At 72.8% G+C, this 26135-nt stretch carries 26 protein-coding genes and 1 pseudogene; 14 read left to right on the forward strand and 13 right to left on the reverse strand.

Annotation, left to right across the window (positions count from 1 at the left end):
- Positions 1–257: 257 nt before the first annotated feature.
- Complete coding sequence (locus AC0693_RS16780) at positions 258–1289, reverse strand: LacI family DNA-binding transcriptional regulator (protein WP_356407032.1); 1032 nt, start codon at positions 1287–1289, stop codon at positions 258–260.
- 373 nt (positions 1290–1662) lie between these two features.
- Between AC0693_RS16780 and chvE the strand changes: the two genes are divergently transcribed.
- From chvE to AC0693_RS16810, 6 genes are all read left to right on the forward strand, one after another.
- Positions 1663–2775: a multiple monosaccharide ABC transporter substrate-binding protein gene (gene chvE / locus AC0693_RS16785; protein WP_356407035.1), complete on the forward strand. Its 1113-nt coding sequence runs from the start codon at positions 1663–1665 to the stop codon at positions 2773–2775.
- A gap of 102 nt (positions 2776–2877) precedes the next feature.
- Entirely contained in the window at positions 2878–4425 is a 1548-nt protein-coding gene (gene mmsA, locus AC0693_RS16790) for a multiple monosaccharide ABC transporter ATP-binding protein (RefSeq protein ID WP_468463709.1), read from the forward strand.
- 3 nt (positions 4426–4428) lie between these two features.
- Complete coding sequence (gene mmsB / locus AC0693_RS16795) at positions 4429–5664, forward strand: multiple monosaccharide ABC transporter permease (protein ID WP_356407041.1); 1236 nt, start codon at positions 4429–4431, stop codon at positions 5662–5664.
- A 191-nt stretch (positions 5665–5855) separates the two neighbouring features.
- A complete protein-coding gene (locus AC0693_RS16800) occupies positions 5856–6743 on the forward strand; it encodes an expansin EXLX1 family cellulose-binding protein (RefSeq protein WP_478802210.1) in 888 nt (295 codons plus the stop codon).
- 114 nt (positions 6744–6857) lie between these two features.
- Positions 6858–7391 (forward strand): SigE family RNA polymerase sigma factor, encoded by a 534-nt coding sequence (locus AC0693_RS16805; RefSeq protein ID WP_478802211.1) that lies wholly within the window; start codon positions 6858–6860, stop codon positions 7389–7391.
- Positions 7388–8218, forward strand: coding sequence for a hypothetical protein (locus AC0693_RS16810; RefSeq protein ID WP_478802212.1), 831 nt, complete (start codon positions 7388–7390; stop codon positions 8216–8218). The genes AC0693_RS16805 and AC0693_RS16810 overlap by 4 nt, the downstream gene beginning before the upstream one ends.
- Positions 8219–8244: 26 nt before the next feature.
- Here AC0693_RS16810 and AC0693_RS16815 read toward each other — a convergent pair whose 3' ends face one another.
- The gene (locus AC0693_RS16815) at positions 8245–8955 is read right to left on the reverse strand and encodes a hypothetical protein (RefSeq protein WP_478802213.1); all 711 of its coding nucleotides are present in this window, start codon (positions 8953–8955) and stop codon (positions 8245–8247) included.
- A 98-nt stretch (positions 8956–9053) separates the two neighbouring features.
- On the opposite strand from AC0693_RS16815, the gene AC0693_RS16820 reads away from it, so the two are divergent.
- Positions 9054–10148, forward strand: coding sequence for an LLM class flavin-dependent oxidoreductase (locus tag AC0693_RS16820; RefSeq protein ID WP_478802254.1), 1095 nt, complete (start codon positions 9054–9056; stop codon positions 10146–10148).
- Between the two features lie 60 nt (positions 10149–10208).
- On the forward strand, positions 10209–10829 hold the full coding sequence (locus tag AC0693_RS16825) for an FMN reductase (RefSeq protein WP_478802214.1): 621 nt from the start codon (positions 10209–10211) through the stop codon (positions 10827–10829).
- On the opposite strand, the pseudogene AC0693_RS16830 reads toward AC0693_RS16825, so the two are convergent.
- Positions 10823–12076, reverse strand: a pseudogene (locus AC0693_RS16830) (MFS transporter); the annotation flags it as partial. The gene AC0693_RS16825 and the pseudogene AC0693_RS16830 overlap by 7 nt on opposite strands.
- Before the next feature lie 166 nt (positions 12077–12242).
- Between AC0693_RS16830 and AC0693_RS16835 the strand changes: the two are divergent.
- Entirely contained in the window at positions 12243–12602 is a 360-nt protein-coding gene (locus tag AC0693_RS16835) for an ArsR/SmtB family transcription factor (protein WP_356407100.1), read from the forward strand.
- A 26-nt stretch (positions 12603–12628) separates the two neighbouring features.
- Here the strand turns inward: AC0693_RS16835 and AC0693_RS16840 are convergent, their stop codons facing one another.
- The 3 genes from AC0693_RS16840 to AC0693_RS16850 form a co-directional block, all read right to left on the reverse strand.
- Positions 12629–12982: a hypothetical protein gene (locus AC0693_RS16840; RefSeq protein ID WP_478802215.1), complete on the reverse strand. Its 354-nt coding sequence runs from the start codon at positions 12980–12982 to the stop codon at positions 12629–12631.
- 158 nt (positions 12983–13140) lie between these two features.
- On the reverse strand, positions 13141–13953 hold the full coding sequence (locus AC0693_RS16845) for a CbtA family protein (protein WP_469316332.1): 813 nt from the start codon (positions 13951–13953) through the stop codon (positions 13141–13143).
- A gap of 20 nt (positions 13954–13973) precedes the next feature.
- Positions 13974–14198, reverse strand: coding sequence for a CbtB domain-containing protein (locus tag AC0693_RS16850; RefSeq protein WP_469316331.1), 225 nt, complete (start codon positions 14196–14198; stop codon positions 13974–13976).
- A gap of 434 nt (positions 14199–14632) precedes the next feature.
- On the opposite strand from AC0693_RS16850, the gene AC0693_RS16855 reads away from it, so the two are divergent.
- The gene (locus AC0693_RS16855) at positions 14633–15214 is read left to right on the forward strand and encodes an AAA family ATPase (RefSeq protein ID WP_469331760.1); all 582 of its coding nucleotides are present in this window, start codon (positions 14633–14635) and stop codon (positions 15212–15214) included.
- A 53-nt stretch (positions 15215–15267) separates the two neighbouring features.
- Here the strand turns inward: AC0693_RS16855 and AC0693_RS16860 are convergent, their stop codons facing one another.
- Positions 15268–17145, reverse strand: a complete 1878-nt coding sequence (locus AC0693_RS16860) for a PAS domain S-box protein (protein ID WP_478802216.1) — start codon at positions 17143–17145, stop codon at positions 15268–15270.
- Positions 17146–17296: 151 nt separating this feature from the next.
- Positions 17297–18223, reverse strand: a complete 927-nt coding sequence (locus AC0693_RS16865; protein WP_478802217.1) for a LysR family transcriptional regulator — start codon at positions 18221–18223, stop codon at positions 17297–17299.
- Positions 18224–18339: 116 nt separating this feature from the next.
- Between AC0693_RS16865 and AC0693_RS16870 the strand changes: the two genes are divergently transcribed.
- The 3 genes from AC0693_RS16870 to AC0693_RS16880 all read left to right on the forward strand — a co-directional run bounded on the left by AC0693_RS16870 (position 18340) and on the right by AC0693_RS16880 (position 20906).
- Positions 18340–19152 (forward strand): inositol monophosphatase family protein, encoded by an 813-nt coding sequence (locus AC0693_RS16870; protein WP_478802218.1) that lies wholly within the window; start codon positions 18340–18342, stop codon positions 19150–19152.
- A 55-nt stretch (positions 19153–19207) separates the two neighbouring features.
- Positions 19208–19852, forward strand: coding sequence for an NADPH-dependent F420 reductase (locus AC0693_RS16875; protein WP_478802219.1), 645 nt, complete (start codon positions 19208–19210; stop codon positions 19850–19852).
- Between the two features lie 142 nt (positions 19853–19994).
- A complete protein-coding gene (locus AC0693_RS16880; RefSeq protein WP_478802220.1) occupies positions 19995–20906 on the forward strand; it encodes an ion transporter in 912 nt (303 codons plus the stop codon).
- Positions 20907–20924: 18 nt separating this feature from the next.
- On the opposite strand, the gene AC0693_RS16885 is transcribed toward AC0693_RS16880, so the two are convergent.
- The gene (locus AC0693_RS16885; RefSeq protein ID WP_469316325.1) at positions 20925–21215 is read right to left on the reverse strand and encodes a hypothetical protein; all 291 of its coding nucleotides are present in this window, start codon (positions 21213–21215) and stop codon (positions 20925–20927) included.
- A 194-nt stretch (positions 21216–21409) separates the two neighbouring features.
- On the reverse strand, positions 21410–22651 hold the full coding sequence (locus tag AC0693_RS16890; protein ID WP_469331752.1) for a PP2C family protein-serine/threonine phosphatase: 1242 nt from the start codon (positions 22649–22651) through the stop codon (positions 21410–21412).
- Positions 22652–22863: 212 nt separating this feature from the next.
- On the opposite strand from AC0693_RS16890, the gene AC0693_RS16895 reads away from it, so the two are divergent.
- Positions 22864–23211, forward strand: coding sequence for a VOC family protein (locus AC0693_RS16895; protein ID WP_356407131.1), 348 nt, complete (start codon positions 22864–22866; stop codon positions 23209–23211).
- A 381-nt stretch (positions 23212–23592) separates the two neighbouring features.
- Here AC0693_RS16895 and AC0693_RS16900 read toward each other — a convergent pair whose 3' ends face one another.
- The 3 genes from AC0693_RS16900 to AC0693_RS16910 form a co-directional block, all read right to left on the reverse strand.
- Complete coding sequence (locus tag AC0693_RS16900) at positions 23593–24720, reverse strand: glutamate--cysteine ligase 2 (protein ID WP_356407137.1); 1128 nt, start codon at positions 24718–24720, stop codon at positions 23593–23595.
- 157 nt (positions 24721–24877) lie between these two features.
- Positions 24878–25144: a hypothetical protein gene (locus AC0693_RS16905; RefSeq protein WP_469331748.1), complete on the reverse strand. Its 267-nt coding sequence runs from the start codon at positions 25142–25144 to the stop codon at positions 24878–24880.
- A gap of 258 nt (positions 25145–25402) precedes the next feature.
- On the reverse strand, positions 25403–26053 hold the full coding sequence (locus AC0693_RS16910) for a hypothetical protein (protein WP_478802221.1): 651 nt from the start codon (positions 26051–26053) through the stop codon (positions 25403–25405).
- Positions 26054–26135 lie beyond the last annotated feature (82 nt).

The following is a 26135-nucleotide window of genomic DNA, read 5'->3' on the forward strand; positions in this document are numbered from 1 at the left end:
ACTACTCTGCGCTCATCAGGCGTTGTATTCACGCGACGCCGTGGGCAGGCACCGGGGGCGCGAGGTGCACGGCATGCCAGTCCAAGCGCTTCGACGGTGTGGCGAACAGGCACCGAGGGCGATCGACCATCGTGTTGTGAACGTTAACAAAGGGCGCTGCGCGCGGGGAGCGGATTCGTCACGGAACCCGCGTCGTCACGGAACCCGCGTCGCCGCCAGGGCCCCACCGCAGCCGGGAGTCATACCCCCGCGCCGCCTCAACGGCGCCCGGCGGGCCCCACGCTGCGGCGCAGCACCATTTCCGGCGTGATCCGCACATGGGTGCGCGCGTGCGCGCCGCCCGCCAGCTCCTCCACGAGCAGCTCCAGGGCCCGGCGGCCCAGCTCGCCGAAGTCCTGCCGCACCGTGGCCAGGGGCGGAGTGAAGTATGCGGCCTCGGGAATGTCGTCGAAGCCGACCACGCTGATGTCGCCCGGGATCGAGCGCCCGGCCTCGTGCAGGGCGCGCAGCAGGCCGAGCGCCATGTGGTCGTTGGCGCAGAAGACCGCGGAGACGTCGTCCAGTTCGGCGATGCGCAAGCCCGCCTGGTAGCCGGCGCGCGCACTCCAGTCGCCGCGTTCCACGGGCGGTACGGGCGCCCCGGCCGCCTCCAGCGCGCCGCGCCAGCCCTCCTCGCGGTCCTGGCTCTCCAGCCAGCCCGCCGGTCCGGCCAGGTGGTGCACGGTGCGGTGGCCCAGGTCGAGCAGGTGCCGGGTGGCCCCTTCCGCGCCGGACCGGTTGTCCACCGAGACCATGGGAACCGGTGACTGGCTGCCCGATCCGACCGCGACGACCGGCACGGAGCTGGAGAGCCGGGCCACCGCGCTGACGGCGGAGATCTGCGGCGCGATCACGACCACGCCTTCCACGCCCTGGTCGCGCAGCCGGTCGACGGCCTCCTGGACGGAGCGGCCGTCCAGCGAGCGCAGGCTCGCCACGCTGACGAAGTACCCCGCGCTGCGGGCGGCGTGCTCGATGCCGTCCAGCATCGAGGCGGGACCGTAGAGCGTGGATTCGAAGCTGACCACCCCGAGGTTGCGGGAGCGGCGGGTGACCAGGGCGCGGGCGGCCGAGTTGGGCCGGTAGTCCAGCTCCCGGATGGCGGCGAGCACCCGCTCGCGGGTGCCGGGCCGCACGTGCGGGGCCCCGTTGAGCACCCGGGACACCGTCTGGTGGGAGACGCCGGCCAGTTTCGCCACGTCCGCCATCACAGGGTGGCGCTGCTCGGTCCCGGCACTGTCGGTTCCCACTCGCACGTCCCTCCTCGATTCCGGGCCACGGTACGCTACCGGCCCCCGCCGAAGGCTATGCGAGCACCGGCGGCCCGTGCGGCGCGCGGCGGGGTACGGGCCCGGCCGTGAGCAGGGACGACGGGGGCGGCCGCCTCGGCACGCGGCTGCCCGCAGCGGCCGATCGCTCGCCCGATTGTTGGCCCAACAGTGATCGAGCAGACCCTTGACGACTCACTTGTGAGCGTTAACACTCATGTAACGCCAGGCTGGAGCGGCTGTAACTCCAGCCCGGCGCAGCGCGGGAAACCGGCTCTCGGCCGCCCCGCTCGACCGCTTCCGGTCGCCCAACCGGGTCGCACTGTGCCGGTCGCGGAACATCACTGGAGGAACTGTGCGGAAGCTTTCAGCGGGCCTTGTCGCGGTGGGTCTGACCCTGTCTCTCGCGGCCTGCGGCCAGAGCGCCAACGGCGCGGGCGACGGCGGGGCCGGTGGGGCCGGCGCGACGGGCGGGGACAACAAGGGCGCCCTCGTCGGCATAGCGATGCCCACCAAGTCGTCGGAGCGCTGGATCAACGACGGCGCCAACATGGTCAAGGAGTTCCAGGCCAAGGGCTACAAGACCGACCTCCAGTACGGCAACAACGTGGTGGAGAACCAGGTCTCCCAGGTCGAGAACATGATCACCAAGGGTGCCAAGCTGCTGGTGATCGCCGCGATCGACGGTTCCTCGCTCACCAACGTGCTCCAGAAGGCCGCCGACGCGCACGTCCCCGTGATCTCCTACGACCGCCTGATCCGCGGCACCGGGAACGTCGACTACTACGCGACCTTCGACAACTACAAGGTCGGCGTCCTCCAGGGCAGCTACATCGTCGACAAGCTCGGCCTCAAGGACGGCAAGGGTCCGTTCAACGTCGAGCTCTTCGCCGGTTCGCCGGACGACAACAACGCCACCTTCTTCTTCAACGGTGCGATGAGCGTCCTCAAGCCGTACGTCGACGAGAAGAAGCTGGTCGTGCGCAGCGGCCAGACCTCCTTCAACCAGGTCGCCACGCTGCGCTGGGACGGCGGTCTCGCCCAGTCCCGGATGGACAACCTGCTGAGCAAGTCGTACACGGGCGCCCGCGTCGACGCCGTGCTCTCCCCCTACGACGGCATCTCGATCGGCATCATCTCCTCGCTCAAGGGCGTCGGCTACGGCTCCGGTCAGGCACTGCCCGTCGTCACGGGTCAGGACGCCGAGCTGGCCTCGGTGAAGTCGATCATCGCGGGCGAGCAGACCCAGACCGTCTACAAGGACACCCGCCAGCTCGCCAAGGCCACGGTCCAGATGGGCAACGCGCTGCTGACCGGCGGCAAGCCCGAGGTCAACGACACGAACCAGTACAACAACGGCGTCAAGACCGTGCCGGCGCAGCTGCTGCAGCCGGTCAGCGTCGACAAGGAGAACTACCAGAAGATCCTGGTGGAGAGCGGCCAGTACACCGCGGACCAGCTCAAGTAGCCCCCGGCGCCCGACCGACGGGTCCGGCGACGCCGAACCGGCGGTGCGACGCCCGCGAGAGCGCCCGGCGTCCCACCGCCCCGACGATACGGATGCACAACCATGGCCCGACCCGTGCTCGAAATGCGGTCGATCACCAAGACGTTCCCCGGCGTCAAGGCCCTTTCCGAGGTCAACCTCACCGTCGCCGCAGGTGAGGTGCACGCCATCTGCGGGGAGAACGGCGCCGGCAAGTCCACCCTGATGAAGGTGCTCAGCGGCGTGTACCCGCACGGCGGCTACGAGGGCGAGATCCGCTTCGAGGGCGAGCCCTGCCGGTTCCGGGACATCCGGGCCAGCGAGCAGCGCGGCATCGTGATCATCCACCAGGAACTCGCCCTGGTGCCGTACCTCTCCATCGCCGAGAACATCTTCCTCGGCAACGAGCACGCCACCCGGGGCGTGATCAGCTGGCACCGGACCCTGACCCACGCCGCCGCGCTGATGCGCCAGGTCGGGCTCGACGAGAGTCCGCACACCCGGATCGCCGATCTCGGCGTGGGCAAGCAGCAGCTGGTCGAGATCGCCAAGGCGCTCGCCAAAGAGGTCAAACTGCTCATCCTGGACGAGCCGACGGCCGCCCTGAACGACGAGGACAGCCGCAAGCTGCTCGACCTGATCCTCGACCTCAAGACGCAGGGCATCTCCTGCATCCTCATCTCGCACAAGCTGAACGAGATCGCCCGGGTCGCCGACGCCGTCACCATCCTGCGCGACGGGCGGACCATCGAGACCCTGGCCATCGGTTCCGAGGGCATCTCCGAGGACCGGATCATCCGGGGCATGGTCGGCCGCGACCTGGAACACCGCTATCCCGAGCGCACCCCGCAGATCGGCGAGATCGCCTTCGAGATCGAGGACTGGAGCGTCCAGCACCCGATCGACCACCGGCGCAACGTGGTGGACGGCGTCTCGCTGAACGTCCGCCGGGGCGAGATCGTCGGCGTCGCCGGCCTCATGGGCGCCGGCCGCACCGAGCTGGCGATGAGCGTCTTCGGCCGCTCGTACGGACGCTGGACCGGCGGCCGGGTGCGGATGCACGGCAAGGAGATCCGTACCCGGACCGTGCCAGAGGCGATCGGGCACGGCATCGCGTACGTGACCGAGGACCGCAAGCAGCTCGGCCTCGACCTGGGCGACGACATCAGCCGGAACATCTCGCTGAGCGCCCTCGGCAAGGTCTCCCGGCGCGGCTGGGTCGACCGGCACGAGGAGACGCGGGTCGCGGAATCGTTTCGGCGGTCCATGAACATCAAGGCCCCTTCGGTGTTCGCGCAGACCGGCAAGCTCAGCGGCGGCAACCAGCAGAAGGTCGTCCTCAGCAAGTGGATCTTCGCCGGTCCGGAGGTGCTGATCCTCGACGAGCCCACCCGCGGCATCGACATCGGCGCCAAGGCGGAGATCTACACCGTCATCGCCGACCTCGCCGCCGAGGGCAGGACGGTCCTCGTCATTTCCTCCGAACTCCCCGAACTCCTGGGCCTGTGCGACCGGATCTACACCATGGCCGAAGGCCGGATCACCGGTGAGGTGGCCCGTGCCGACGCCACCCAGGAATCCCTCATGCGGCTCATGACCATGAGCGCGGCATACCCCGACAAGCAGGTGTGAGGCATGGCCCAGATCCAGACCACCCCCAAGACAGAGCCCGGCGCACCGGACACCGGCCGACGACCGTCGGCCGGCGCCGTACTGGCCCGGGCCCTGCGCGGCAACCTGCGCCAGTACGGCATGCTGTTCGCGCTCGCGCTGATCGTGCTGCTGTTCCAGATCTGGACGGACGGCATCCTCCTCCAGCCGCTCAACATCACCAACCTGATCCAGCAGAACGGCTACATCCTCATCCTGGCGATCGGCATGATGATCGTCATCATCGCCGGTCACATCGACCTGTCGGTCGGGTCCCTCGCGGCCTTCGTCGGGGCGGCCGCGGCGGTGCTGATGGTCAAGCACGACGTGCCGTGGCCCGCCGCGGTGGCGGCCGCGCTGCTGATCGGGGCCCTCGCCGGCGCCTGGCAGGGGTTCTGGATCGCCTACCTCGGGATCCCCTCGTTCATCGTCACCCTGGCCGGCATGCTGCTGTTCCGCGGCGGGACCCAGATCCTGCTGCAGGGCCAGTCGGTGGCACCGTTCCCCAAGGGCTTCCAGAACATCAGCAGCGGCTTCCTCCCCGCGGTCGGACCCCGCACCGACTACCACAACCTGACGCTGCTGCTGGGCTTCGCGGTGCTCGCCGTCGCGGTCCTGCAAGAGGTGCGCGGACGGCGGCGGGCCGTCTCCTACGGGCTGGAACCGCTCCCGATGAGCCTGTTCCTGGTGAAGCTCGGCGCGATCGCCGCGGCCGTGGTGGCCTTCACGCTGCTGCTGGCCAGCTACCACGGCGTGCCGATCGTCCTGCTGATCCTCGGCGTGCTGCTGGTGGGCTTCGGGTACGTGATGCGCAATTCGATCCTCGGCCGCCACACCTACGCCATCGGCGGCAACGAGGCGGCGGCGCGGCTGTCCGGCGTGAAGAGCAAGCGGGTCGTCTTCCTCGCCTTCGTGAACATGGGCGTCCTCGCGGCGCTGGCCGGACTGGTCTTCGCCGCGCGGCTCAACGCCGGTACGCCGCAGGCCGGCATCAACTTCGAGCTGGAGGCGATCGCCGCGGCCTTCATCGGCGGCGCCTCCGCGAGCGGCGGCGTGGGAACGGTCATCGGCGCCCTCACCGGTGGCCTGGTGCTCGGCGTACTGAACAACGGCATGTCGCTGGTCGGTGTGGGCACCGACTACCAGCAGGTCATCAAGGGCCTGGTGCTGCTCGCTGCCGTCGGCTTCGACGTCTACAACAAGCGCAAGGCCGGAGGCTGAGCCGGGCGGGGTCCTCTTCCCTCGTTCCTCTTTGCTCTTTCCTCCTTTCCTCGGCAACCTTTCCGCCTCCGGCGGCGACCGGGTAGTGCACCTCGACCCGGATCGTCGAACGGACAGACATGCACACGGCACGGCAGGCCGCGCGGCAGCGCAGGCAGCGACAGAGACGGATATGGGCGACGGCGGTGACGGTGACCGCCGTCGCCGGCCTCGTCTGCCTGGTGACGACCCTGCTCCCCAACCACGGGACCCGGGCCGCAGCGGGCCGCGCGGCCGGGGCCGGGACGGAGGCGGCCGCCGCCACCCGGCCGGGCGCCACGCTCCCGGCCCCGACCGGCTCCGCGCCCCCGGCCACACCCTCGCCCACCGCGGCGACGGCGACCCCGACCGCCCCCGCGACCAGCGCCGCTGCGGAGCCGTCGGCCCGTGCCACCCCGCAGGCCGCGCCCCCGCCCGCGCCGTCGGCGGGACGCATCAAGCCCGGCGCCACCTACCAGGGCGTCGCCACCGCCTACGCCGCGGGCGACGGCAACGGCGCCTGCCTGTTCGGCCCGACCGACGACGTCATGACGGCGGCGATGAACACCACCGACTACGAGACCTCCAGGGCGTGCGGTGCCTACGTGCGCGTCCGCGCCGCGAGCGGCGCCTCGATCACGGTGCGCATCACCAACGAGTGCCCGCTGCCCTGCGCCCCCGGCCAACTGGACCTCAGCCAGCAGGCCTTCGCGAAACTGGCCGAGCTCAAGGTCGGCCGCATACCGATCACCTGGACCCTGCTGAGCCCCGCGGACTCCGGCACGATCGCGCTGCGCTACAAAACCGGGTCCAGCGTGTACTGGTGCGCACTCCAGGTTCTCAACCACCGCAATCCGGTGGCCCGGTTGGAGGTGCGCACCGCCGCGGACTGGCGGAGACTGCCGCGCACCGGCTACAACCACTTCCTCTCCGCCGACGGCGGCGGGTGCGGCGGCGCGGTGCGGATCACCGACATCTACGGCGAGCAACTGACCGTCGAGGGGGCCGCGATACTGCCGGACGTCGCCCAGCCCACCCGCCTCCAGTTCGCCCCGCACTGAGACCGTGGGCCGGGAGCGGGCCGGAGCCGGGGGCGGGGAGTCCGGCCCGCCGCGCACTGGTACGCTGCCGTCCTTTGTTAACGCACACATTTTCGGAGGGGGCGACCGACGCACATGGTCCCCGATGACGCGTCGGCGGAGTTCCACGACTTCTTCGAACGCCACTACGCCGGACTCGCCCGGTTCGCCCACCTGTTGACGGGTGAAGCGGACGGCGCCGACGATCTGGCCGCGGACGCCCTGGTCGCCCTGTGGCAGCGCTGGGACCGGCTGCGCCGGGCCGAGCACCCCGTGGCCTACGCCCGCGGTGTGGTCGCCAACCTGGCCCGCTCGCGCATCCGCAGCGCGGTGCGCGAGCGCCGCCGGGTGGCCCTGTTCTGGTCCCGCGGCGTGGAGCCGGCGGACGGTCCGGACGTGGCCTCGGTGGTCGACGTGCGGAGCGCTCTGGCCCGGTTGCCGTTCCGCAAGCGCGCCTGCGTGGTGCTGCGGCACGCCTTCGACCTGTCGGAGAGGGACACCGCCGAGGCGCTCGGGATATCGGTCGGTACGGTGAAGAGCCAGACCTCGAAGGGAATGGCCGAACTGGAACGGATGCTGGGCGGCACACGAGCGGCCAGGGATCTGCTGGCGGGGAGGAGGAGCCGTTGAACGAGGAACTCGCCCGGCGGCTGCGCGCAGCCGCCGAGGCCCACGAGCCCGACCGCGCCCGGATCCTGGCACGCGTGGAACGCGGCATGTCCGGCGCACCCGCACGCCCCCACCGGGCGGCGGGCGCATGGCGCTGGCAGGGGATCGCGCTCGCCTCCGTCGCCGCGGCCGGGGTCCTGGCCGTCGGCGGAGTCGCCGTGGCCTCCCTCGTGCAGACGCCACCGGAGCGGCCGCGGATCTCGGCCACCCACGCGGCGCCGTCCGGTCCGGACGCATCCCCGGGGCCGTCCGCGCACCCCTCGTCGGAAGGTGCCCGTACGACGCCCTCGGCGCCCGCCACCGGCGGCCCGACCGCGTCGGCGCACCCGTCCCCGACGGGCCCGGCCCCCGGGGCGTCGGGCGGCGCGGATTCCGCCCGGCCCGGCGCGCACGTCCAGGACGGGCCCCTGTGGTCGGCCGGTTCCCTGGCCGCGAACGGGAACGCCTACTGGACGCAGAGCAACATCACCCTCAGGACCACGCAGCCGCTCACCGCGCTCACCGTGGAGCTGCGCGTCGCGCAGACCGGTGACGTGCGCAGCACCGGGCACTGGCGGACGATGCCCGCCGACGACTTCAGCGTCACCGTGCGGTCCGAGGCCGGGGCCGTGGTCTACCGCTGGGTGCTGAAGCCCGGCCGCACGGTCCCGACCGGGCAGCACGTCTTCGCGGGACAGTACAACCACGCCGCGGGCGCGCGCGAGCTGGCCCGGGACGGCTACCGCGTCGACGCCGTCGGCGCCCACGGCGCCCTCGCGGTGTGGGGCGGCTTCACCCCGGCGCCCTGACGGGGCCGCGGCCTCCCCGAAGGCCCTCAACGCCCCGCTCCCGCCGCGCCTTCCCGCTCGCGCTCCGGAGCCGACGCCTGCGCCTCCCCCGGGGCGTGGGTGGCGGACGCACGGCGCACCTCGTCGTCGATGCGCCGGACGAGCAGGACGGCCTCCGAGTCCTCGGCCGGCCCGCGCGCCCGCCGCAGGAGGGTCCGGGCCCGGCCGGGGTCGCCGGCCGCACGGCAGACCTCGGCCAGGTCGGCCGGCGCCGCAGCCAGTTCGACCCTGGCCTCGCCCTGTTCCAGCAGGCGCACGGCCCGCTCCAGCGGGGCCGCGCGCTGCCCGACCGCAAGGGCGGCGGCCATCGCCCGCCAGGCCAACACCGAGGTCGCGCGGCGTGAACTGACCGGGATCGAAGGCTGGTTCGCCGAGCCGGGCAGCGCGGCCGCCACCCCGCCGCGCTGGAAGAGGGCGGTCGGTTCCGCCCTCGGTATCTTCCCCGTCCCCCTGCTCGGCGGCGCGGTCCTGACCCCGCACCTGGCGGCATGGCCCGCCCCGGCGCGGACGGCCGTCTTCGCGGTGCTGTTCAGCGTGCCGATGACGTACGCCGCGATGCCCGCCGTCACCCGCGTCCTGCGCCCCTGGCTCAGCCCCGGCGCCTCCACCACCCCCCCGACAGAACGAGACCCCATGAACGCGACGACGACCCCGGCCACCACGACGGCTGTCGGCGCTTCGGTCACCACGGCCGTCATTCGTCTCTTCCCGATCACGGGAATTCGGCCGCGGGGTCCTCGGTTACAGGCCATATAGTTAAATAATCAACAACATGGGAGTGGGAAGAATGAGCGGGATGCAGTTCGGCATCTTCACCGTGGGCGACCTGACCGAGGACCCCACCACCGGCACGACGGTCACCGAGCACGAGCGCATCAAGGCCATGACCACCATCGCCCTCCACGCGGAGCAGGCGGGCCTCGACGTCTTCGCCACCGGTGAGCACCACAACCCGCCGTTCGTCCCCTCCTCCCCCACCACGATGCTCGGGTGGATCGCCGCCAGGACCAGCACGCTGCTGCTGTCGACGTCCACGACGCTGATCACCACCAACGACCCGGTGAAGATCGCCGAGGACTACGCCATGCTCCAGCACCTGGCCGAGGGCCGGGTGGACCTGATGATGGGGCGCGGCAACACCGGCCCGGTCTACCCGTGGTTCGGCAAGGACATCCGCGACGGCATCGACCTGGCGCTGGAGAACTACGAGCTGCTGCACCAGCTGTGGCGCCGGAAATCGGTGGACTGGGAAGGCCGGTTCCGTACGCCGCTCCAGTCGTTCACGTCCACTCCCCGGCCGCTGGACGGCGTCGCGCCCTTCGTCTGGCACGGCTCGATCCGCTCCCCCGAGATCGCGGAACAGGCCGCCTTCTACGGTGACGGGTTCTTCCACAACAACATCTTCTGGCCCAAGGAGCACACCGAGAGGATGGTCCGGCTCTACCGGCGCCGCTACGCCCACTACGGCCACGGCACCGAGGAGCAGGCGATCGTGGGCCTGGGCGGTCACGTGTTCATGCGCGCCAACAGCCAGGACGCGGTCCGGGAGTTCCGCCCGTACTTCGACCGTGCGCCGGTCTACGGAAACGGCCCGTCGCTGGAGGACTTCGCCCGCGAGACGCCGCTCACCGTCGGGTCGCCGCAGCAGGTCATCGAGCGGACGCTGTCCTTCCGCGACTACGCGGGCGACTACCAGCGCCAGCTGTTCCTCGTGGACCACGCGGGCCTGCCGCTGAAGACCGTCCTGGAGCAGATCGACCTCCTCGGCGAGCACGTCGTACCGGTCCTGCGCAAGGAGTTCGCGATCGGCCGGCCCGCCGGAGTGCCGGACGCGCCCACGCACGCCGCCCTCGTCGCGGCGCGCGACGCCGAGGCGCCCGCGACCACCTGACCTCCGGGCCCCCGGCCCCCGGCCCCCGGAAACCACTCCCCACCCAGAAAGCGGACCACCATGAGCACCCTGCGACTGGTCGCGGTCACCGCCGGCCTGAGCCGGCCCTCCTCGACCCGCCTGCTGACCGACCGCCTCACCGGCGCGACCCACCGGCTCCTCGCGGAGCGCGGGGTGACGGTGGAGGTGGAGACGGTCGAACTGCGCGACCTCGCCGTCGACATCGCCACGGCCATGACCACCGGCTTCCCGGTCGGAAGACTGCGGGAGGCGCTGGACGCGGTCGCCCGGGCCGACGCCCTGATCGCCGTGACCCCGGTCTTCACCGCGTCCTACAGCGGGCTGTTCAAATCGTTCTTCGACGTCCTCGACAAGGACGCCCTGACGGGGACGCCGGTCCTCATCGCCGCGACCGGCGGCACGGCCCGGCACTCCCTCGCCCTGGAACACGGACTGCGCCCCCTGTTCGCGTACCTGCGCGCCCTGGTCCTGCCGACCGGCGTCTACGCCGCCTCCGAGGACTGGGGGACCACGGACGGCCTCGCGTCCCGGATCGAGCGCGCCGCCGGGGAGCTGGCCGACCAGCTCTCCGAGGGCCGCGGCCGCGCAGGGACGACGGCCGACGCGTTCGAGGACGTCACGCCCTTCGCGCAGCGGCTGGCCGGCCTGTACGAGCGGTGACGGCGCGCCCGCCGCCGGGGACGGGGGGGCGCGTCCGCGGCGTCGCGGGCGGGCCAGAGCCGCATCGCCGCCACGGCCGCGGCCAGACCGATGACGCCGAGGACGACGACGGCGGCGAGCAGTCCGGCCGTGGCTCCGACCCAGCCCGCCAGCGGGTAGGTGAGCAGCCAGGCGCCGTGGGAGAGGGAGAAGTGGGCGGCGAAGGCGGCCGTGCGCTCCCCCGGCGGGGCCGAGCGGCGGATGACCCGACCCGTCGGGGTGAGGACCAGGGCGCACCCTGCTCCGAAGGCCGCCCAGGCGCCGAGGAGCGCGGGCCAGCGCCAGGCGCCGCCGGGAGCCGCGGTGACCACACCGACCGCGGCGAACACCGCGGTCAGCAGCGCGGCGCCGCGCAGCATGACGGCGCGGTCGGCGACCCGGTCGAGGAGCCGCGGCAGCAGCAGGGCGACCAGCATGGAGCCCGCACCGTAGGCGCCCAGGGCGAAGGCGACGTCGCCGCCGGAGCGGCCGAGGCGGTCGCGGACGTAGACGACGGTGTTGACGGTGACCAGGGCGCTCGCGGCCGCGGCCGCGAGGTCGAGGCACAGCAGGGCCCGCAGGCGCGGCACCCGGAAGAACAGCCGGCTCCCCGCGGTGGCCGCGGTGTAGGCCCCGCCCGCCCGCTCCGGCTGGGGCGCCCGCGCGGGCAGGACCGCGGAGACGACGAGCGCGGCGGAGGCGAGAAACCCGGCGACCGTGCCGAGGAAGAGCAGGCCGTAGCTCATGAAGGTCATGAGGGCGGCCGCGAGCGCCGGACTGAACAGGCTCTCCAGGTCGTAGGCGAGGCGGGAGAGGGACAGCGCCCGGGTGTAGTCGCGCTCCTCGGGCAGTACGTCGGGGATGACCGCCTGGAAGGTCGGCGTGAAGGCCGCGGAGGCCGCCTGGAGGGCGAAGATCAGGACGTAGACCTGCCACACCTGGTCGACGAAGGGCAGTGCCAGGGCCACCCCGGCGCGGACGAGGTCGGACCCGGCCATCAGGGCGCGGCGCGGGATCCGGTGCGCGACGACGCCGATCGCCGGCGCGATGGCGACGTAGGCGACCATCTTGATCGCGAGGGCCGTGCCGAGCACCGATCCGGCCCGGGGGCCCGCGATGTCGTAGGCGAGCAGGCCCAGGGCGACCGTGGCCAGGCCCGTACCGACCAGGGCGATCACCTGGGCGGTGAACAGGCGGCGGTAGGCGCGGTTGCGGAGCACGGAGAGCATGCGGGCGTCCTTCACGGGGGTGCGGCGCTGCCGGACGCCCCCACCCTAGCGTCATGTGCGCAACTGCGCACATGTACTCCCGACGCTGCCCGTGCACGCGGCGCGCGGGCGGGGGTGCGGGTGGAGGCGGCGGAGGCCGCGGGAACGGCCGACATACCCTGGTCGCATGCCCGTCAGCGAGCCAGCCCCCGTTGCCACCGCGTCACACCTGCGCGCCCCCGACGACGCCCGCCTGAGCGAGGCCGCGGCGGTCTTCGCGCTGCTCTCCGACGCCACCCGGCTGCACCTGCTGTGGCTCCTCGCCCAGCACGAAGCGGACGTCGGCTCGCTCGCCGAGCGGTGCTCGGCCTCACGCACCGCGGTGAGCCAGCACCTGGCGAAGCTCCGGCTGGCGGGGCTCGTCGAGACCCGCCGGGAGGGGCGGCACGTCGTCTACCGGCTCGGCGACGGGCACCTGCGCCGCCTCGTCGTGGAGGCCCTCAGCCACGCCGACCACCGGGTGAGCGGCGAGGCCCCCCACGACTGACCCCGGACGGGCGGGGGCCGGTGGCCCTATCCCTGGCCGCGGCGCCGGGAGCGGCGGACGGCGAAGACGATCAGCACGACGACCGCGATCACGATCAGCAGGACGACCACGACCGCGGCGGCGCCGAGCTTCTTGAAGAACCCGCTCTTTTTCTTCTTCTTGCTGCTCTTCTTCTTGTCCGCCTTCTTGTCCGCGACGGTGCTCCCGGCCGCGAGCTGCCGCTCGCCCGCGGTCGGCGCGACGGGCACCTGGCCCCCGACGCCGCCGGCCACGGCGCTGACCGCGTGGGTCCGTACGGGGGCCGCCTGCGCGCTCGCCTGCGGCCCCGCCAAGAGCCCGGCCAGCACAAGTGCCGTGACCCATCCCGCTGTTCTGCCCATCCGCACTGCGTTCTCCCGTCATCGGTGGCCCGTCGCGGCTGCTCGCCGCCGGCCGTTGCTGCTGGAACCTGTACCCGCGAAAGCCGTGGGCCACCAGGAATCATGAAAAGCGCGGGGGGCCGCCCACCCGCACGACGGCCCCCCGCACCACCCGGGGATCAGCCGGTGGCGGGCCCTACCGGCTCCGCCACGGCGTCACCGTCCCGGTGTGCGGGCCGGGGCGCGAGGAGACGCTCCGTCAGCGCGCCGAAGATCAGGCCGAATCCGGCCCACAGGACGGCCTGCATGCCCAGGGAGGCCATGCGGAAGTCCCACAGCAGGGCGGCCGGGAAGGTCTCCTTCACCGCGTCACCGTTGTCCGGCAGCACGAGGAAGAGGACCGCCATGACGACGGCGAAGCCGACCCCGGCGGCCACGGTGGCGTTCCAGTTGCCCAGGCGCGGCGCCAGCCGCCGTCCGATGACGACGGCCCCCACCGCGAGCAGCACGCTGAGCAGGATCATCAGGAAGAACAGCGTGGTGCGCTGACCGATGGTGTCCGGATTGCCCACCGCCGGCGGGGTCGCCGGGTACTTGAGGAACGGCACCAGGTAGACGGTGGTGAAGGTGCCGGCGGCGACGAGCGCCGCCGTCGCCTGCGGACCGAAGCGCCCGATGCGCCCGAAGGCGAAGCAGAACGCCAGGGAGGCGATCCCGCCCAGCGCGACCCCGTAGACGAGCAGCCCCGTGGCCAGGCCGAAGGTCGACTGGACCGAGCGGCTGACGAGTTCCTCCTCCTCGTCCGCGGCGGGCGCCGCCCCGGCGCCGTGGTGGGCGTGGCCCGCCGGAGCGGACTGCGTCTGCTCCAGGGCGATGGAGTCGTTGATCGACGGCTCGCCGACCACGTAGGCGAAGGCGAAGGCGATCAGGCCGGCGAGCAGGCCCGCGACCATGCCGCGGACGAGGAGCCGTCTGACGGTTGCTGCGTGCATGAGTGCGTGTCCCCCGCGTATCAGTGGCAGGGGAAACCGAGCAGGTGCCGGCCGTCGTGCACCCACTCGTGCACCTCCTTGCCCGCGAAGACCGACGTGGCGCCCTGCTCGGCGCCGACGAAGTAGAGGGCGACGAGCATGAGCGTCCCCACGAAGAGGGCCCAGGGCAGGACGGCGCGCAGCGGGAGCGGCGCACCGGCCCCGATGACGGGGGAAACGGCGGGGGCGACGGTGGACTGAGCCATGGCAGCAGAACCTCCTTGGGAACAGCGCGTCCCATTCGGTGGAGCAGGAACGACGGCTCTCGGGTCTGACTGACCGGCATCCGCTCCCTCGTGAGGTGGCGGATCCCGGCTACACAGTGGCGCGACCGTGCCGGAGTTGCACCGGGCTTCCGTCCTGCCGTCGTCGATATCGCTGCGACCGTACCGCGTACATGCCATACCGCCAAAGGGACGGCCCGTCCGTGGACGGTCCCGGGGTGACGGCGGGCGTCCGGTCCCGGCCGCCGGCGCGGGGCCTCGCGTAGTCTCGGGCCCTTCCAGACCTCGTAACGGACGGCCTACCACCAGTGAGTGCACCCATCAGCGCCGAGCGCGCAACGGCGCGGGGCCGGGGCCGGGGCCCGGTCACCGGCCCCGGCACCCGATGCCCCGGCCACCGCATATCCCCGCGGGGAATGGTCGACCTCCGGGGGGACGCCGGCCGGGACGTCCTGCTGGCCTACCCCCGCGGCGCGGCGGTCGTCGTCGCCGGACTTCCGGGCAGCGGAAAGAGCACCCTGCTGCGCGCCTGGTCGGGGGCCGCCGCCGTGATCGACCCGCGCGCCACCCGCACCGCCTTCGCGTCCCGGATGCCCGGCTGGCTCCCGTACGCGGCGTACCGTCCGTGGGCCCGGCTGTGGCACATGGCGGGCACGCGGTCCGCGATGCGCCGGGGCGGCCCGCTCCTCGTCCACGACTGCGGCAGCAGGCCCTGGATGCGCCGCTGGCTCGTCCGCACCGCGCGCCGGGCCGGACGCCCCCTGCACCTGGTCGTCCTGGACGTCGGCCCGCGCGAGGCCCTCTCCGGCCAGCTCGCCCGTCGACGGGTGGCCTCGCGCCGGGTCTTCGGCGTCCACCGGCGCGGGCTGGCCCGGTTCCTGTCGCGCCTCGCACGCGACGGCGCGGCCGCGGCGCCGGGCATCGACTCCGTGGTCCTGCTGGACCGCGGCCAGCGCGACCGGGTCACCGCGGTGCGGTTCGGCCGCCCACCCGGCTGAGGGGGTCGGCGTGCACGGGCCCGGGTGCGGCGCGAGGCCGTGAACGCCCGCCGTCAGCCGCGTGGGCCGGGCAGCGGCAGGGAGAACCAGACGGCCTTGCCCTCCGCCGTCGGGAGGGTGCCCCAGGAGCTGGCGAGGGAGTCGACGAGGAGCAGCCCGCGGCCCGACTCCGCGTCCGGGGCGGCGAACCGGGCCTGCGGCAGGACGGGGCTCCCGTCGCAGACCTCGACCCCCAGCTCGCGCCCCGCCTGGCGCAGTCTGAGCTTGAGCGGGCCGACTCCGTGGCGCACCGCGTTGGACAGGAGCTCGGACGCCAGCAGGCACGCCGTCTCCCGCAGGTGGTCGTCCTCCCTGCCCCACGCGGCCAGGGTGGCGCGCAGGAACCGGCGGCCCTCGCCCACGCTGCCCGGTTCGGCCGGCAGGACCACGGTCCGCGAGGTGGCCGGGGCCTCGGGGATGCGCACGAGCAGCAGGGTGACGTCGTCCGCGTTGTCGTCGGCGTCCGGCAGCAGCTCCGCCAGCAGCCGGTCCGCCGCGGTCTCCAGGCACTCGGTCGTCGCGAGGCCCTTCTCCAAGGCCACTGCCAGCCCGTCCACTTGGGATTCGATGTCGCTGCCCGGGGTCTCCACCAGTCCGTCCGTGTAGAGCGCCAGCACGGATCCGGGCGGTACCCGGTGCCGGCTCTCGTGGTGGGGGACCTCGCCGACGCCGAGCGGGACGCTCACGTCCGCCGGGAGCCGGGTCACCTCCCCACCGGGACCGGCCAGCAGGACGGGCAGGTGTCCGGCCGAGCAGACGGTGACCTCGGCCGCGTCGGCGTCGACCACGAGGTAGCAGCAGGTGACGAACTGGTCCGGGAGTTCGCTCACCACCGCGTCCAGGGCGCGCATCAACTGCCAGGGCGGCATCCCGGTCTTGGCCAGGGCGTGGGAGGCCGACCGCAGCTGCCCCATGACGGCGGCGGCGTCCAGTCCGCGTCCCATCACGTCGCCGATCATCACGCCGACCCGGCCGCCGCCCAGCGGGATCAGGTCGAACCAGTCCCCGCCCACCCCGGCGCCCTGGCGCGCCGGGAAGTAGCGGCTGGCCGTCGGCATGCCCGGGACGTCGGGCGGCGAACCCATGAGGCTGCGCTGGAGGGTGAGGGCGACGTGGCGCTGCTGTTCGTAGAGCCGGGCGAGCATCTCCTCGGCGGCCTTGCGTTCGGTGACGTCGCGGATCGCGGCGGAGACGAGCGTGCCGTCGGGAGTCTCCAGGGGGCTGAGGCTGATCTCGACGGGGAACTCGGCGCCGTCGCGGCGCAGTCCGTAGAGCTCCAGGCCCGCGCCCATCGGCCGGACCTGCCGGTTGACGAAGTAGCCCTCGCGGAAGGCGGAGTGGTGGCCGCGGAACCGGTCCGGTACGAGGACCTCGACCGGGCGCCCCAGCAGGTCCTCGCGGGCGTATCCGAAGAGCGTCTCCGTCTGCGCGTTGACCAGCTGGATGGTGCCCCGCTCGTCGACGATCACCATCGCGTCGGGCGCCGCCTCCAGCAGGGCGCGGAAGCGCGCGTCGGCGGCCCTGCGCTCGCTGACGTCCCGTACGGCGGCCGAGATCAGCAGCCCTTCGGGGGTCTCCAGCGGGCTCAGGCTGATCTCCACGGGGAACTCGCGCCCGTCCCGGCGCAGGCCGTGGAGCTCCAGGCCGGCGCCCATCGGGCGCACCTGCCGGCTGGCCGCGTAGCCGCGGCGGTGACCGGGGTGCTGGCCCCGGAACCGCTCGGGCACCAGTACGTCGATGGAACGCCCCAGGAGTTCCTCGCGGGGGTAGCCGAAGAGCGCCTCGGTCTGGGCGTTCACCAGGCGGATCACTCCGGCGTCGTCCACGATCACCATCGCGTCCGGTGCCGCTTCCAGCAGGGCCCGGAAGGGTTCTTCGGTCGTCGTTGCCATGCCGTGCCTCGCACTCGCCGGATCCCGCAGAGGGGAACATCCGACCACGCGGCCGGAAACCGCGCCCTGTGATGACCGGGATCCCACCACATTTGACCGAGTGTGAACACACCTACGCACCCACGCTCGGGAGGACCGGCGGGCCGGGAGCCTACGCGGAGGCGGTGGGCGCGGCGGGTGCGGCGAACAGGGTCCGGACGATTTCGGTGGCCCGTTCCCTCAGCCAGGCGTGGGCGCGGTCGTTCTCGTAGCGCTGGTGCCAGAGCAGGTACAGGGGTACGTCGGGCAGTGCGAGCGGCGGGGGCAGTGCGGCGAGGCCCAGGTGCTCGCGCGCAGCCCGGGTGACCGCTTCGGGGAGGGTGACCACCAGGTCGGTGTCGCGGGCGAGGCCCAGCGCGAAGGCGGCGGTGGGGCCCGCGGCGACGACGCGTCGCGCGAGGCCGCGGGCGGTCAGGAGGTCGTCGATCGGGTCGCGCAGGTTGCCGCGCCGGGAAACGGTGAGGTGTTCGGCGGCGGCGTACCGCTCGACGGTCAACGGGCCTTCGGTGAGCGGGTGTCCGGGGCGGACCGCGACGACCAGCCGGTCCCTGCCGAGGAGGCGGTGGCGGATGTCGGGGAGGGCCGGAGCGCTGGAGCTCGATTCGAGGTCGACCTCGCCGCGGCGCAACTCGGCGTCGTCCGAGCCGGGTTCGGCGGACAGCCGCAGCCGGACGCCGGGGGCCCGTTGACGGACGGCCGCGATCAGGTCCGTACCGCACGCGGCGGTCAGCGCGTCGTGCCAGCGCACGGTGAACACCCGGTCCAGGGCCGCCAGGTCGAGCTCCTGCTCCGCGGACAGGAGGTGGTGGGCCTGCTGCACGAGGGTGTGGACCTGAGCGCGCATGGTGAGGGCGCGGGTGGTGGGGACCATGCTGCGGCCGGTGCGGACCAGGATCGGGTCGCCGGTGGCCTTGCGGATGCGGCCCAGGGAGCGGCTCATCGCCGGCGCGGTGACGTGGAGGCGGGCCGCCGCCCCCGCCACGCTGCCCTCTTCCAGCAGGGCGTCCAGAGCCGTGAGCAGGTTCAGATCCAGTTGCATGGCAGTAACTCTACAAGTGACAAGCATGCACTTGTTGTTAATGATCGGGCGGCCTACTTTCGAAGTGCGGGGCGAGAACGACCGCCCCGCTCCACCGAATCCCCAAGGAGTCCACCATGAGCACCACCATGCCTTTCGCCGTCGGTACGACCCTCCTGTCCGAGGTGACGGAGGCGGTGCGGACCGCCGGTGTCACCCTGCGCGACCGCTACACCGTCCACGCCCGGGGCGTGAGTTCGGACGAGATCGTCGCCGAGATCCACGCCAACGACGACGCGGTGCTGGAGGTGCTGCGCGCACCGCTGCTGGCGGCCCGGCCGGGATCGCTGTGGGCCGAGGACGAGCTGGCGGGCGGCGCGCTCCCGGCCGGGGAATGGTGGATCGTCGACCCCGCTGAGGGGAACATCAACCACGTCCACGGCCTGGACGAGTGGGCCGTCACCGCCACCCTGGTCCGCGACAACCGGCCGGTCCTCACCGTCGTCCACCTCCCGCTGACCGGCGACACCTACACCGCGGTCGCCGGGGGCGGCGCCCACCTCAACGGCCGGCCCCTGAAGGTGTCCGCCAAGACGGACCTGGGCGCGGCGCTCATCGGTACCGGACAGGCCAAGCCGGGCGAGGACGAGCGCACCTTCCGGCGGATCGGCGACTCGGTCACCGCGATGCTCGTCAACGGCCTGGTCGTGCGCGTGTCCGTGCCCGCCACCCTGCAGCTCATCCACGTCGCCGCCGGACGCACGGACGCGTTCTGGCAGTTCTCCGACGTCCGTTCGGGCCTGGTCGCCGGCGCCCTGCTGGTCGCCGAGGCCGGCGGCACCGTCACCGACCTGGCCGGCACGCCCTGGAGCACCGCCGGCGGCGACTTCCTGGCTTCCGCCCCCGGGATCCACGGCGCCGCCCTCGGGGTCCTCTCCTCGATCGCCTGACCGGGCCCCTCCGCTCGTTTCCACCCCCGCGCCACCCCACCGAAGGAGCACCACCATGACCCGCATCGGAATCCTGGGCGCCGGCCGCGTCGGCACCTCTCTCGCCGCCAAACTCGCCTCGGCCGGACACCAGGTCACCCTGGGCGGCCGCAGCCCCGAGGGCAGCGCCGCCCGCACCGCCGGGGCCACGGCGCCGGTCGCCTTCGCCGACCAGCGCACCACCGCCCGTACCGCGGACATCGTGATCAACGCGACCCCGGGCGACAGTTCCCTGGAGCGGCTGACCGACCTGCGCGCCGAACTCGCCGGAAAGATCCTCATCGACGTCTCCAACGCCACCCGCGACGCCGCCGACGGCCTGCCCGGCGATCTGTGCTACCCCGGCAGCAGCCTCGCCGAGAAGCTCCAGGCCGCGCTCCCCGACACCCGCGTGGTCAAAACCCTCAACACCATGCTCTTCATGGTCATGACCGCGCCCGAAACCCTGTCCACCCCACCGACCGCTTATCTCTCGGGCGATGACGACGCCGCGAAGGCCGTCGTCACCGGCCTGCTCGGCGACCTCGGCTGGCAGCCGCCGCAGATCGAGGACCTCGGCGACATCACCACGGCCCGCGCCACCGAGGCCATGATCCTGGTCGTGCCCCACGTCCTGCGCCGGCGCGGCTTCGAGCCCTTCGCCGTCTCCCTCGCCCGCTGAGCCGGCGGCCCGTCGCCCCACCGGCTCGTCCGGCCGACGCCAGGGGTGAAACCCGATCCCGCGTGCGGCGTTAGAAGGGCGGACTCGTCGCGCCCCCGCCGGGCGCGCCGTCCTGGCGACGACACCGAACACGAGGAGCGAGATGACCATCCCGAAGCCGTCCGGACGCGGCCGCATGAAACTGGCAGCACGATGCCGGGTGGTCGCGGAAGCCCCCGCCTTCGGGATGACGGTCTTCTGCGTGATCCTGCTCAACGCGGCACTGATGGGCGCGGAGACCTACAGCGGGCTCGCCCATGACTACCAGCGGCTGCTCCAGGGCGCGGAGGACGCCTGCCTGGTGGTGTTCACCCTGGAGATGCTGCTCCGCATGGGGGCCCACGCCGACCAGCCGAAAGCATTCTTCCGGGATCCGTGGAACCTCTTCGACCTGGCGATCGTGCTCTCCGCCTTCGCGCCGTTCGTCCGCGAGAACACCACCGTGCTGCGGCTGCTGCGGCTCGCCCGGGTGCTGCGGACGGCGCGCTTCCTGCCCCACCTGCGGATCCTGCTGATCGCCGTCGGCCGGAGCCTGCCGGGGACGGTGAGCTTCATGTTCGTCGGGGCGCTGGTGATCTACGTGTACGCCATGGTCGGCTGGGTCTGCTTCGCCGGCTCCGACCCCCAGCACTACGGTTCGGTGGGCCGGGCGGCGCTGACGCTGTTCCTGCTCACCACGCTCGACGGTCTGACCGACGCCGTGCGCGCGGGGCTGGCGATCTCCCGCCTGAGCATCTTCTACTACGCCTCCTACGCCCTGCTCGCTTCGTTCGTGCTGGTCAACGTGCTGATCGGAGTCGTGCTGAACTCCCTGGACGAGGCGCGCGAGATCGAGGCCGAGGCCCGTCGGGCTCCCGCGCCCACGCCCGGGGGTCCCGGCGCGGACGGCGGCGACGTCAGGGCGCGGCTCGCCACGGCCCGCCGCGCGCTCGACGAGATCGAGGCCTCTCTGGCCGCAGCCGAGCGGTCCACCCCCGCCGCACGCGAGCTGGAGACCTCCCGGGCCGGGTCCTGAACCCCCTGGAGCGACCCCTCAGCCCGACACGGGCGCGGGGGCGGGGACGGTCGCGGCGTTGCCGCGGCGCACGGCTTCGACGACGGCGTCGTGAAGACCGCGACTGGCCTCTTCGGACGGGCAGGGCGCCGGGCTCCCGGCCATCACCAGCCATTCGGAACCACCGCGGTACTGGACCGCCACGTCGGCGTGCCCGTCGGCCCAGGTGGTGTGGATGTCCAGTTCACCGCCCAGCGTCACACCCTCCTGGGTGAGGACGCCTCCGCGTCCGGCGAACACTGCGACCGTCGTCCAAGAAGCCCAGCCCATAGTCGACCATCCGATCACAAGGAGAAGTGATAGTCGGCCAACGCCGACCGATCTGCCCCATACCCGACTTTTCGCCGGTAAACACCTCTTCGGCGGCACGGCCGGGGAATGCACCCGAGGGGGTGACGCGGTGCGCCCGCGGGGTGACCCGGGGCTGCGGGCGGCTCACGGCGCTGCGGGCGGCTCGCGGCGGCTCACGTGCCGGGGACCGGAATGGTCAGACGTGCGCCGTCCGGGCCGCCCTCGGCGGAGGCCCGGTGGCCGTGCCACTGGCAGAGCAGGACCGTGGCGTCGTCGCCGAGCTGTCCGTCGTGGTGGCGCAGTACGGCGTGGACCAGGCGGCGCAGGGTTTCCGGCACGGGAAGGGCGTCGGCCTGCTGGCGGATGACGAAGTCGACGAAGCGCTCCAGGCCGAATTCACGGCCCGCACGGTCGCGGGCTTCGGTGATGCCGTCGGTGTAGAGGACCAGACGGTCCCCCGGTTCGAGCTGCTCCCGGTGGACGTGGGCGGGCAAGCCGAGGTCGGTGCCCAGCGGGTGGGTGGGAGTACGGGTGAGCGTGGTGATCCAGCGGCCGTCGCGGATGAGGAGCGGCGGCGGATGGCCGCAGTTGATCCAGGACAGCAGTCCGGTGTTCAGATCGAGGTCGGCGAGGACGGCGGTGGCGTACCGGTCGCGGGTGAACTGCTCGATGAGCGTCGCTTCGATGGTGTCGCGCGCCTGGTTCAGGCTCGCGCCCTGCCGCCGCTGGTTGCGGCAGGTGGCCATGGCGAGGTTGGCGGTCAGGCCGGCGGCGGTGTCGTGCCCCATGGCGTCGAAGATCGCGAGGTGGGCGATGTCGGCGGCCAGGGCGTAGTCGAAGGCGTCCCCGGCCGTGGTGTACGCCGGTTCCATCGCGGCGGCGACCGTCACCCGGGGTCCGGTGAAGGTGCGCGGCGGCATCAGCGTCCACTGCATCTCGGCGGACACCGACATGGCTTCCAGGCGGATCAGGCGGGCGTAGGAGTCGCTGTGCGCCCGCGCCGCGACCAGCATCATGCCGACCACGGAGGCCAGGTCCCCCATGGCCTGCCGGGCCTCCGCGTCCGGCTCCCCCGCCGTGGTGACGGCGATGACGCCGAGGCGCTCCGTGCCGTCGAGCAGGGGCAGCCAGTACTGCGGGGCCCCGGTGGTGCCGGCCTGCGGCCGCATGCCCTGGAAGGCCCGCCCGGCCAGGGTGGCGTCGATCCGCAGCTCTTCGCCGCCCTCCCCGGCGTCCAGTCCCTTGCCGGTGACCTCCCGCAGCATGTCCTCCCGCAGGTCGCAGACGTAGAGGTGGACCGGCGCGAATCCGGCGCCGGCGGCATGTTCCGCGACCAGCGCGGGCAGCTGCTCGAAGGTCGTCAGGTGACTGGCCCGCAGCAGCCCGGTGAGCATGTCGCTGTACCTGTCCGGCATGGCAATCCCTCCGGCCTCTGATGACGCCACGGCTCGCCTACCCCGTGACAACCCTCCCAGACGAAAGCGGACGCAGCACCTCCGCCGGGGCCTCGGGCGCTGTCCCCGGGAGATGCCGTGCACCGGGCCGGGGCATGTGGAAGGGTGCGCGTACCGGCGTGCTCCCGGAGCACCCGCACCACTGGTCCGCTGGAAGTGACTCGGAGTCGTCGATGGCCGTGCGTCGTGTCGTGCCCAACCTCTCGTCCGCAGCCCGGGAGGAGAACCGGGACTTCTACGGCCTGCTGGGCTTCGAGGAGGTGATGGACCACGGCTGGATCTTCACGCTCGCCGACCCGGCCGCTCCGGCCGCGCAGATCAGCTTCATGACCGCCGACGCAACGGCGCCGGTCAACCCCGACCTGAGCATCGAGGTGGACGACGTGGACGCGGCCTACGCGGCCGTCCTCAAGGCCGGCGCGGAGGTCGTCCACCCGCTCCAGGACGAGGACTGGGGCGTGCGGCGCTTCTTCGTCCGCGACCCCGCCGGCCGGGTCGTGAACGTACTGGGCCACCGCTGACAGGGAACGAGCGGGTCGCCCTGACGGAAAAGGCGTGAGGCCCCGCGTCGGGGGGGATGACGCGGGGCCTCACACCTGGACCAAAGCGCGCCCGCAGCGCGTACGACGGCACCCGGCCCGTGTCGGGCGCGGCGCAGGTTCCGCAGAACGCCCCGGCGGACCCCCGGCCGCCCGGTACGTTATGCGACGGTATGCGAACGCGGAGGCCGTTCCCCCGGCCGCTGTCGGTGCGCGTCCCGCTGGGAGCGGGAGCCGGGGCCGTTCGCTCCGTGCGGCGGGTGCGGGGGCTGGGGACGCCTGCGGGGGCTGAGCGCGGTCCCCGCCACCACGGCGCCCGGGGCGGCCGCGGGCCGCGGCCTGCCCGGGGGACGCGGCCGCGGTTCAGGCGGTCACGGCGGACGCGGTGGTGATCTCCGTGCAGCGGGTGACGACCGCGGCCAGGTCGCCCCGGGTGCGCATGAGTTCGCGCTGGACGCGCGCGCCGTTCCCGTCCCGCAGGAGGGCCGCGAGGCCGTCCCGGACCAGGTCGTCGTCGCCGTGGTCGCGTACCGCGTCGCGCACATGGCGGTGGAGGGCGTCCACCACTTCCTCCGGCGAGGCCTCCCGCATGGTCTCGGGGTGGAGCAGGGAGCCCTCCAGCCCCGACCGGCCGGCCTGCCACGACGCCAGCCGCAGCAGGCTCGTACTGACCGGCGCGGGCGGTTCCCCCGCACGCCAGGCGCGCGCGGCCGTTTCGACCAGGCCGCGAACGAGCGCGGCGAGCAGGACCGGCGTCGAGGCGTCCAGACACACGTCCGCGACCCTGATCTCCACCGTGGGATAGGCGGCGGACAGCCGGGCGTCGAACCAGATCATCCCCTCGTCACGGAGCACACCGCTGTCGACCATGGCCCGGACCTGGTCGTGGTAGCCCTTCGGAGATCCGAAGAGGTCCACGGGTCCTGCCGACGGCAGCCGGTTCCAGACCCGGCTCCGGTAGCTCCCGTATCCCGTGTCCTGCCCCTGCCAGAAGGGCGAATTCGCGCTGAGGGCGGTCAGGACCGCCAGCCAGGGCCGGATCCGGTCCAGGACCGCGACCCCCTCCTCGTCCGACTCCACCGACACGTGGATGTGGCAGCCGCACGTCAACTGCTCCTGCGCGGTCAGCCCGAACTGCTCGGCCACCCACTGGTAGCGGCGCCCGGTGTTCAGCGAGGGCTCCACGGGCAGCGGGGAGGTGCCGAGGGCGGCCACGACCGCGCCTACGCCCTCCGCGTGGCGCGCGGCCTCGGTCCGCCAGCGGCCGATCTCGCGCGCCAGCTCGCCCAGGTCCGTGACCGGCTTCGTCGCGAACTCGACCTGCTCCTTGGCGAGTTCGCGCTCGAAGTTGTGGCCCTGCTCCCAGCCGTCACCCGAACCCGGCCCGTCGGACCGGTCCGCGGCCTCCAGCACGTGCCCCGACAGGGCCACCGGCACGCCACTGGCAGGATCCACCAGGAGCAGTTCCTCTTCCACGCCCACACTTCGCATGCCTGCACCCATCACATCGACGATCGAACAGGTCCCGCCTGCCCGGGACGGCCCCGGGCCATGCGGTCCATCCCGAACGACATATTTCGGACACGTGCAGGCGACCCGAGCCGTACCGTGGCGGCGTGCTGCCAAGGGAGGGCGGAACGTGACCACCTCAGCCAGGATCTTCGTCAACGAGGGCAGCTTCGGCATCCTCGACGCGGGCGCAGTGCCCATCGAAACCGCCGACTGGTCGCAGACCCTGCTCGTCCCCCTGGCTCAAGGAGCCATCGTGCTGACCGGGATCAATACCGGCAACGTGACCGTCGAGGTGGCGGCGGCCGGGGAGCGCGAAACCGGAAACGGGGAAGAAACGGCCGGCACCCTCCTCTGGGCGCCGGCCGGCAGCCTCCGGGTGGAATCGCTCGTCCTCGGCGCTCACGAAGACCTCCCCCTCCTGAGCACGGACGGCCCCGGGTGGTACCGGGTCGAGGTCACGGCGCGCGGTCGCCATCCGGAGCGAGACGGGTGCAACCTCGAATCCACCGAGTCGTACCTGATCTCCGTCCGCCCCTCCCCCGGCCCCCGGGTGGCCCCCGGCGCCACGCCTCTCCCCTTGCAGGAGGCTCCCACCGAGGCCGACACGCCGAGGCAGCACCTGATCCGCCGTGCGCTCGAAGCATCGGCAGCGAGCAGGGGCTCAGCGGGTGAACGGGCCGTGGTGGCCGGGCGGCTGGTGTTCCGGGCGGTGGAAGCGCTGGGCGCCCTGGGGGTCGTGGATCACGAGGAAGCCGGCGGCCGTCAGCCGCCGCGTGATCCTCTCGCGGCGGATCGCGCCCACCCTGAACGCCACGGCGACGAGCAGGGCGACCGCGGCGCCGGAGGCGACTGCTTCGACCGGTGACTTGTCGATGAGCATGAGCAGGGTCAGGACCGCGCAGGTGAGGTACACCAGCACCTGCTGGCCGCGGGAGGCGACGTACTGGGCCATGACGTCGTAGGTGACGAGGTCCTTCATCACGGCCACGGCGCCGACGGCCTCGGGAAGCGGCTTCAGCGAGCCCTGCTTCAGCCCGGGCACCGTCCCGCCGTTGCCCGCCTGCGGATGGGCGCTGACGGCGGCCGCCTCGCGGGCACGCGCGCCGGGTCGTGGGTCCCGGTACATCCGGACTTGGACGAGCGAGTTCTTGTACCCGGTGCGGTACGCCATGCCGTACGTGTAGCCGTACCGCTCCGCCACGTGCGCCAGCGCGGCCGCCTTCCGCGGGGTGCCCTGGGGGGCGATGTCGACGACATCCTGACGACGGGCGATCTGCCGGAGCATCCCCGCTATGTGACGTTCCGCGCGCATCCTGTTCCCCGCCCCCCGGGCCCCGCGCCCGGGGCCGCCCGGCGCACAGCCTAGGGGTGCGCCGACGTCCGGAACCCCGCGG

The sequence above is a fragment of the Streptomyces sp. NPDC043876 genome, assembly GCF_056435825.1.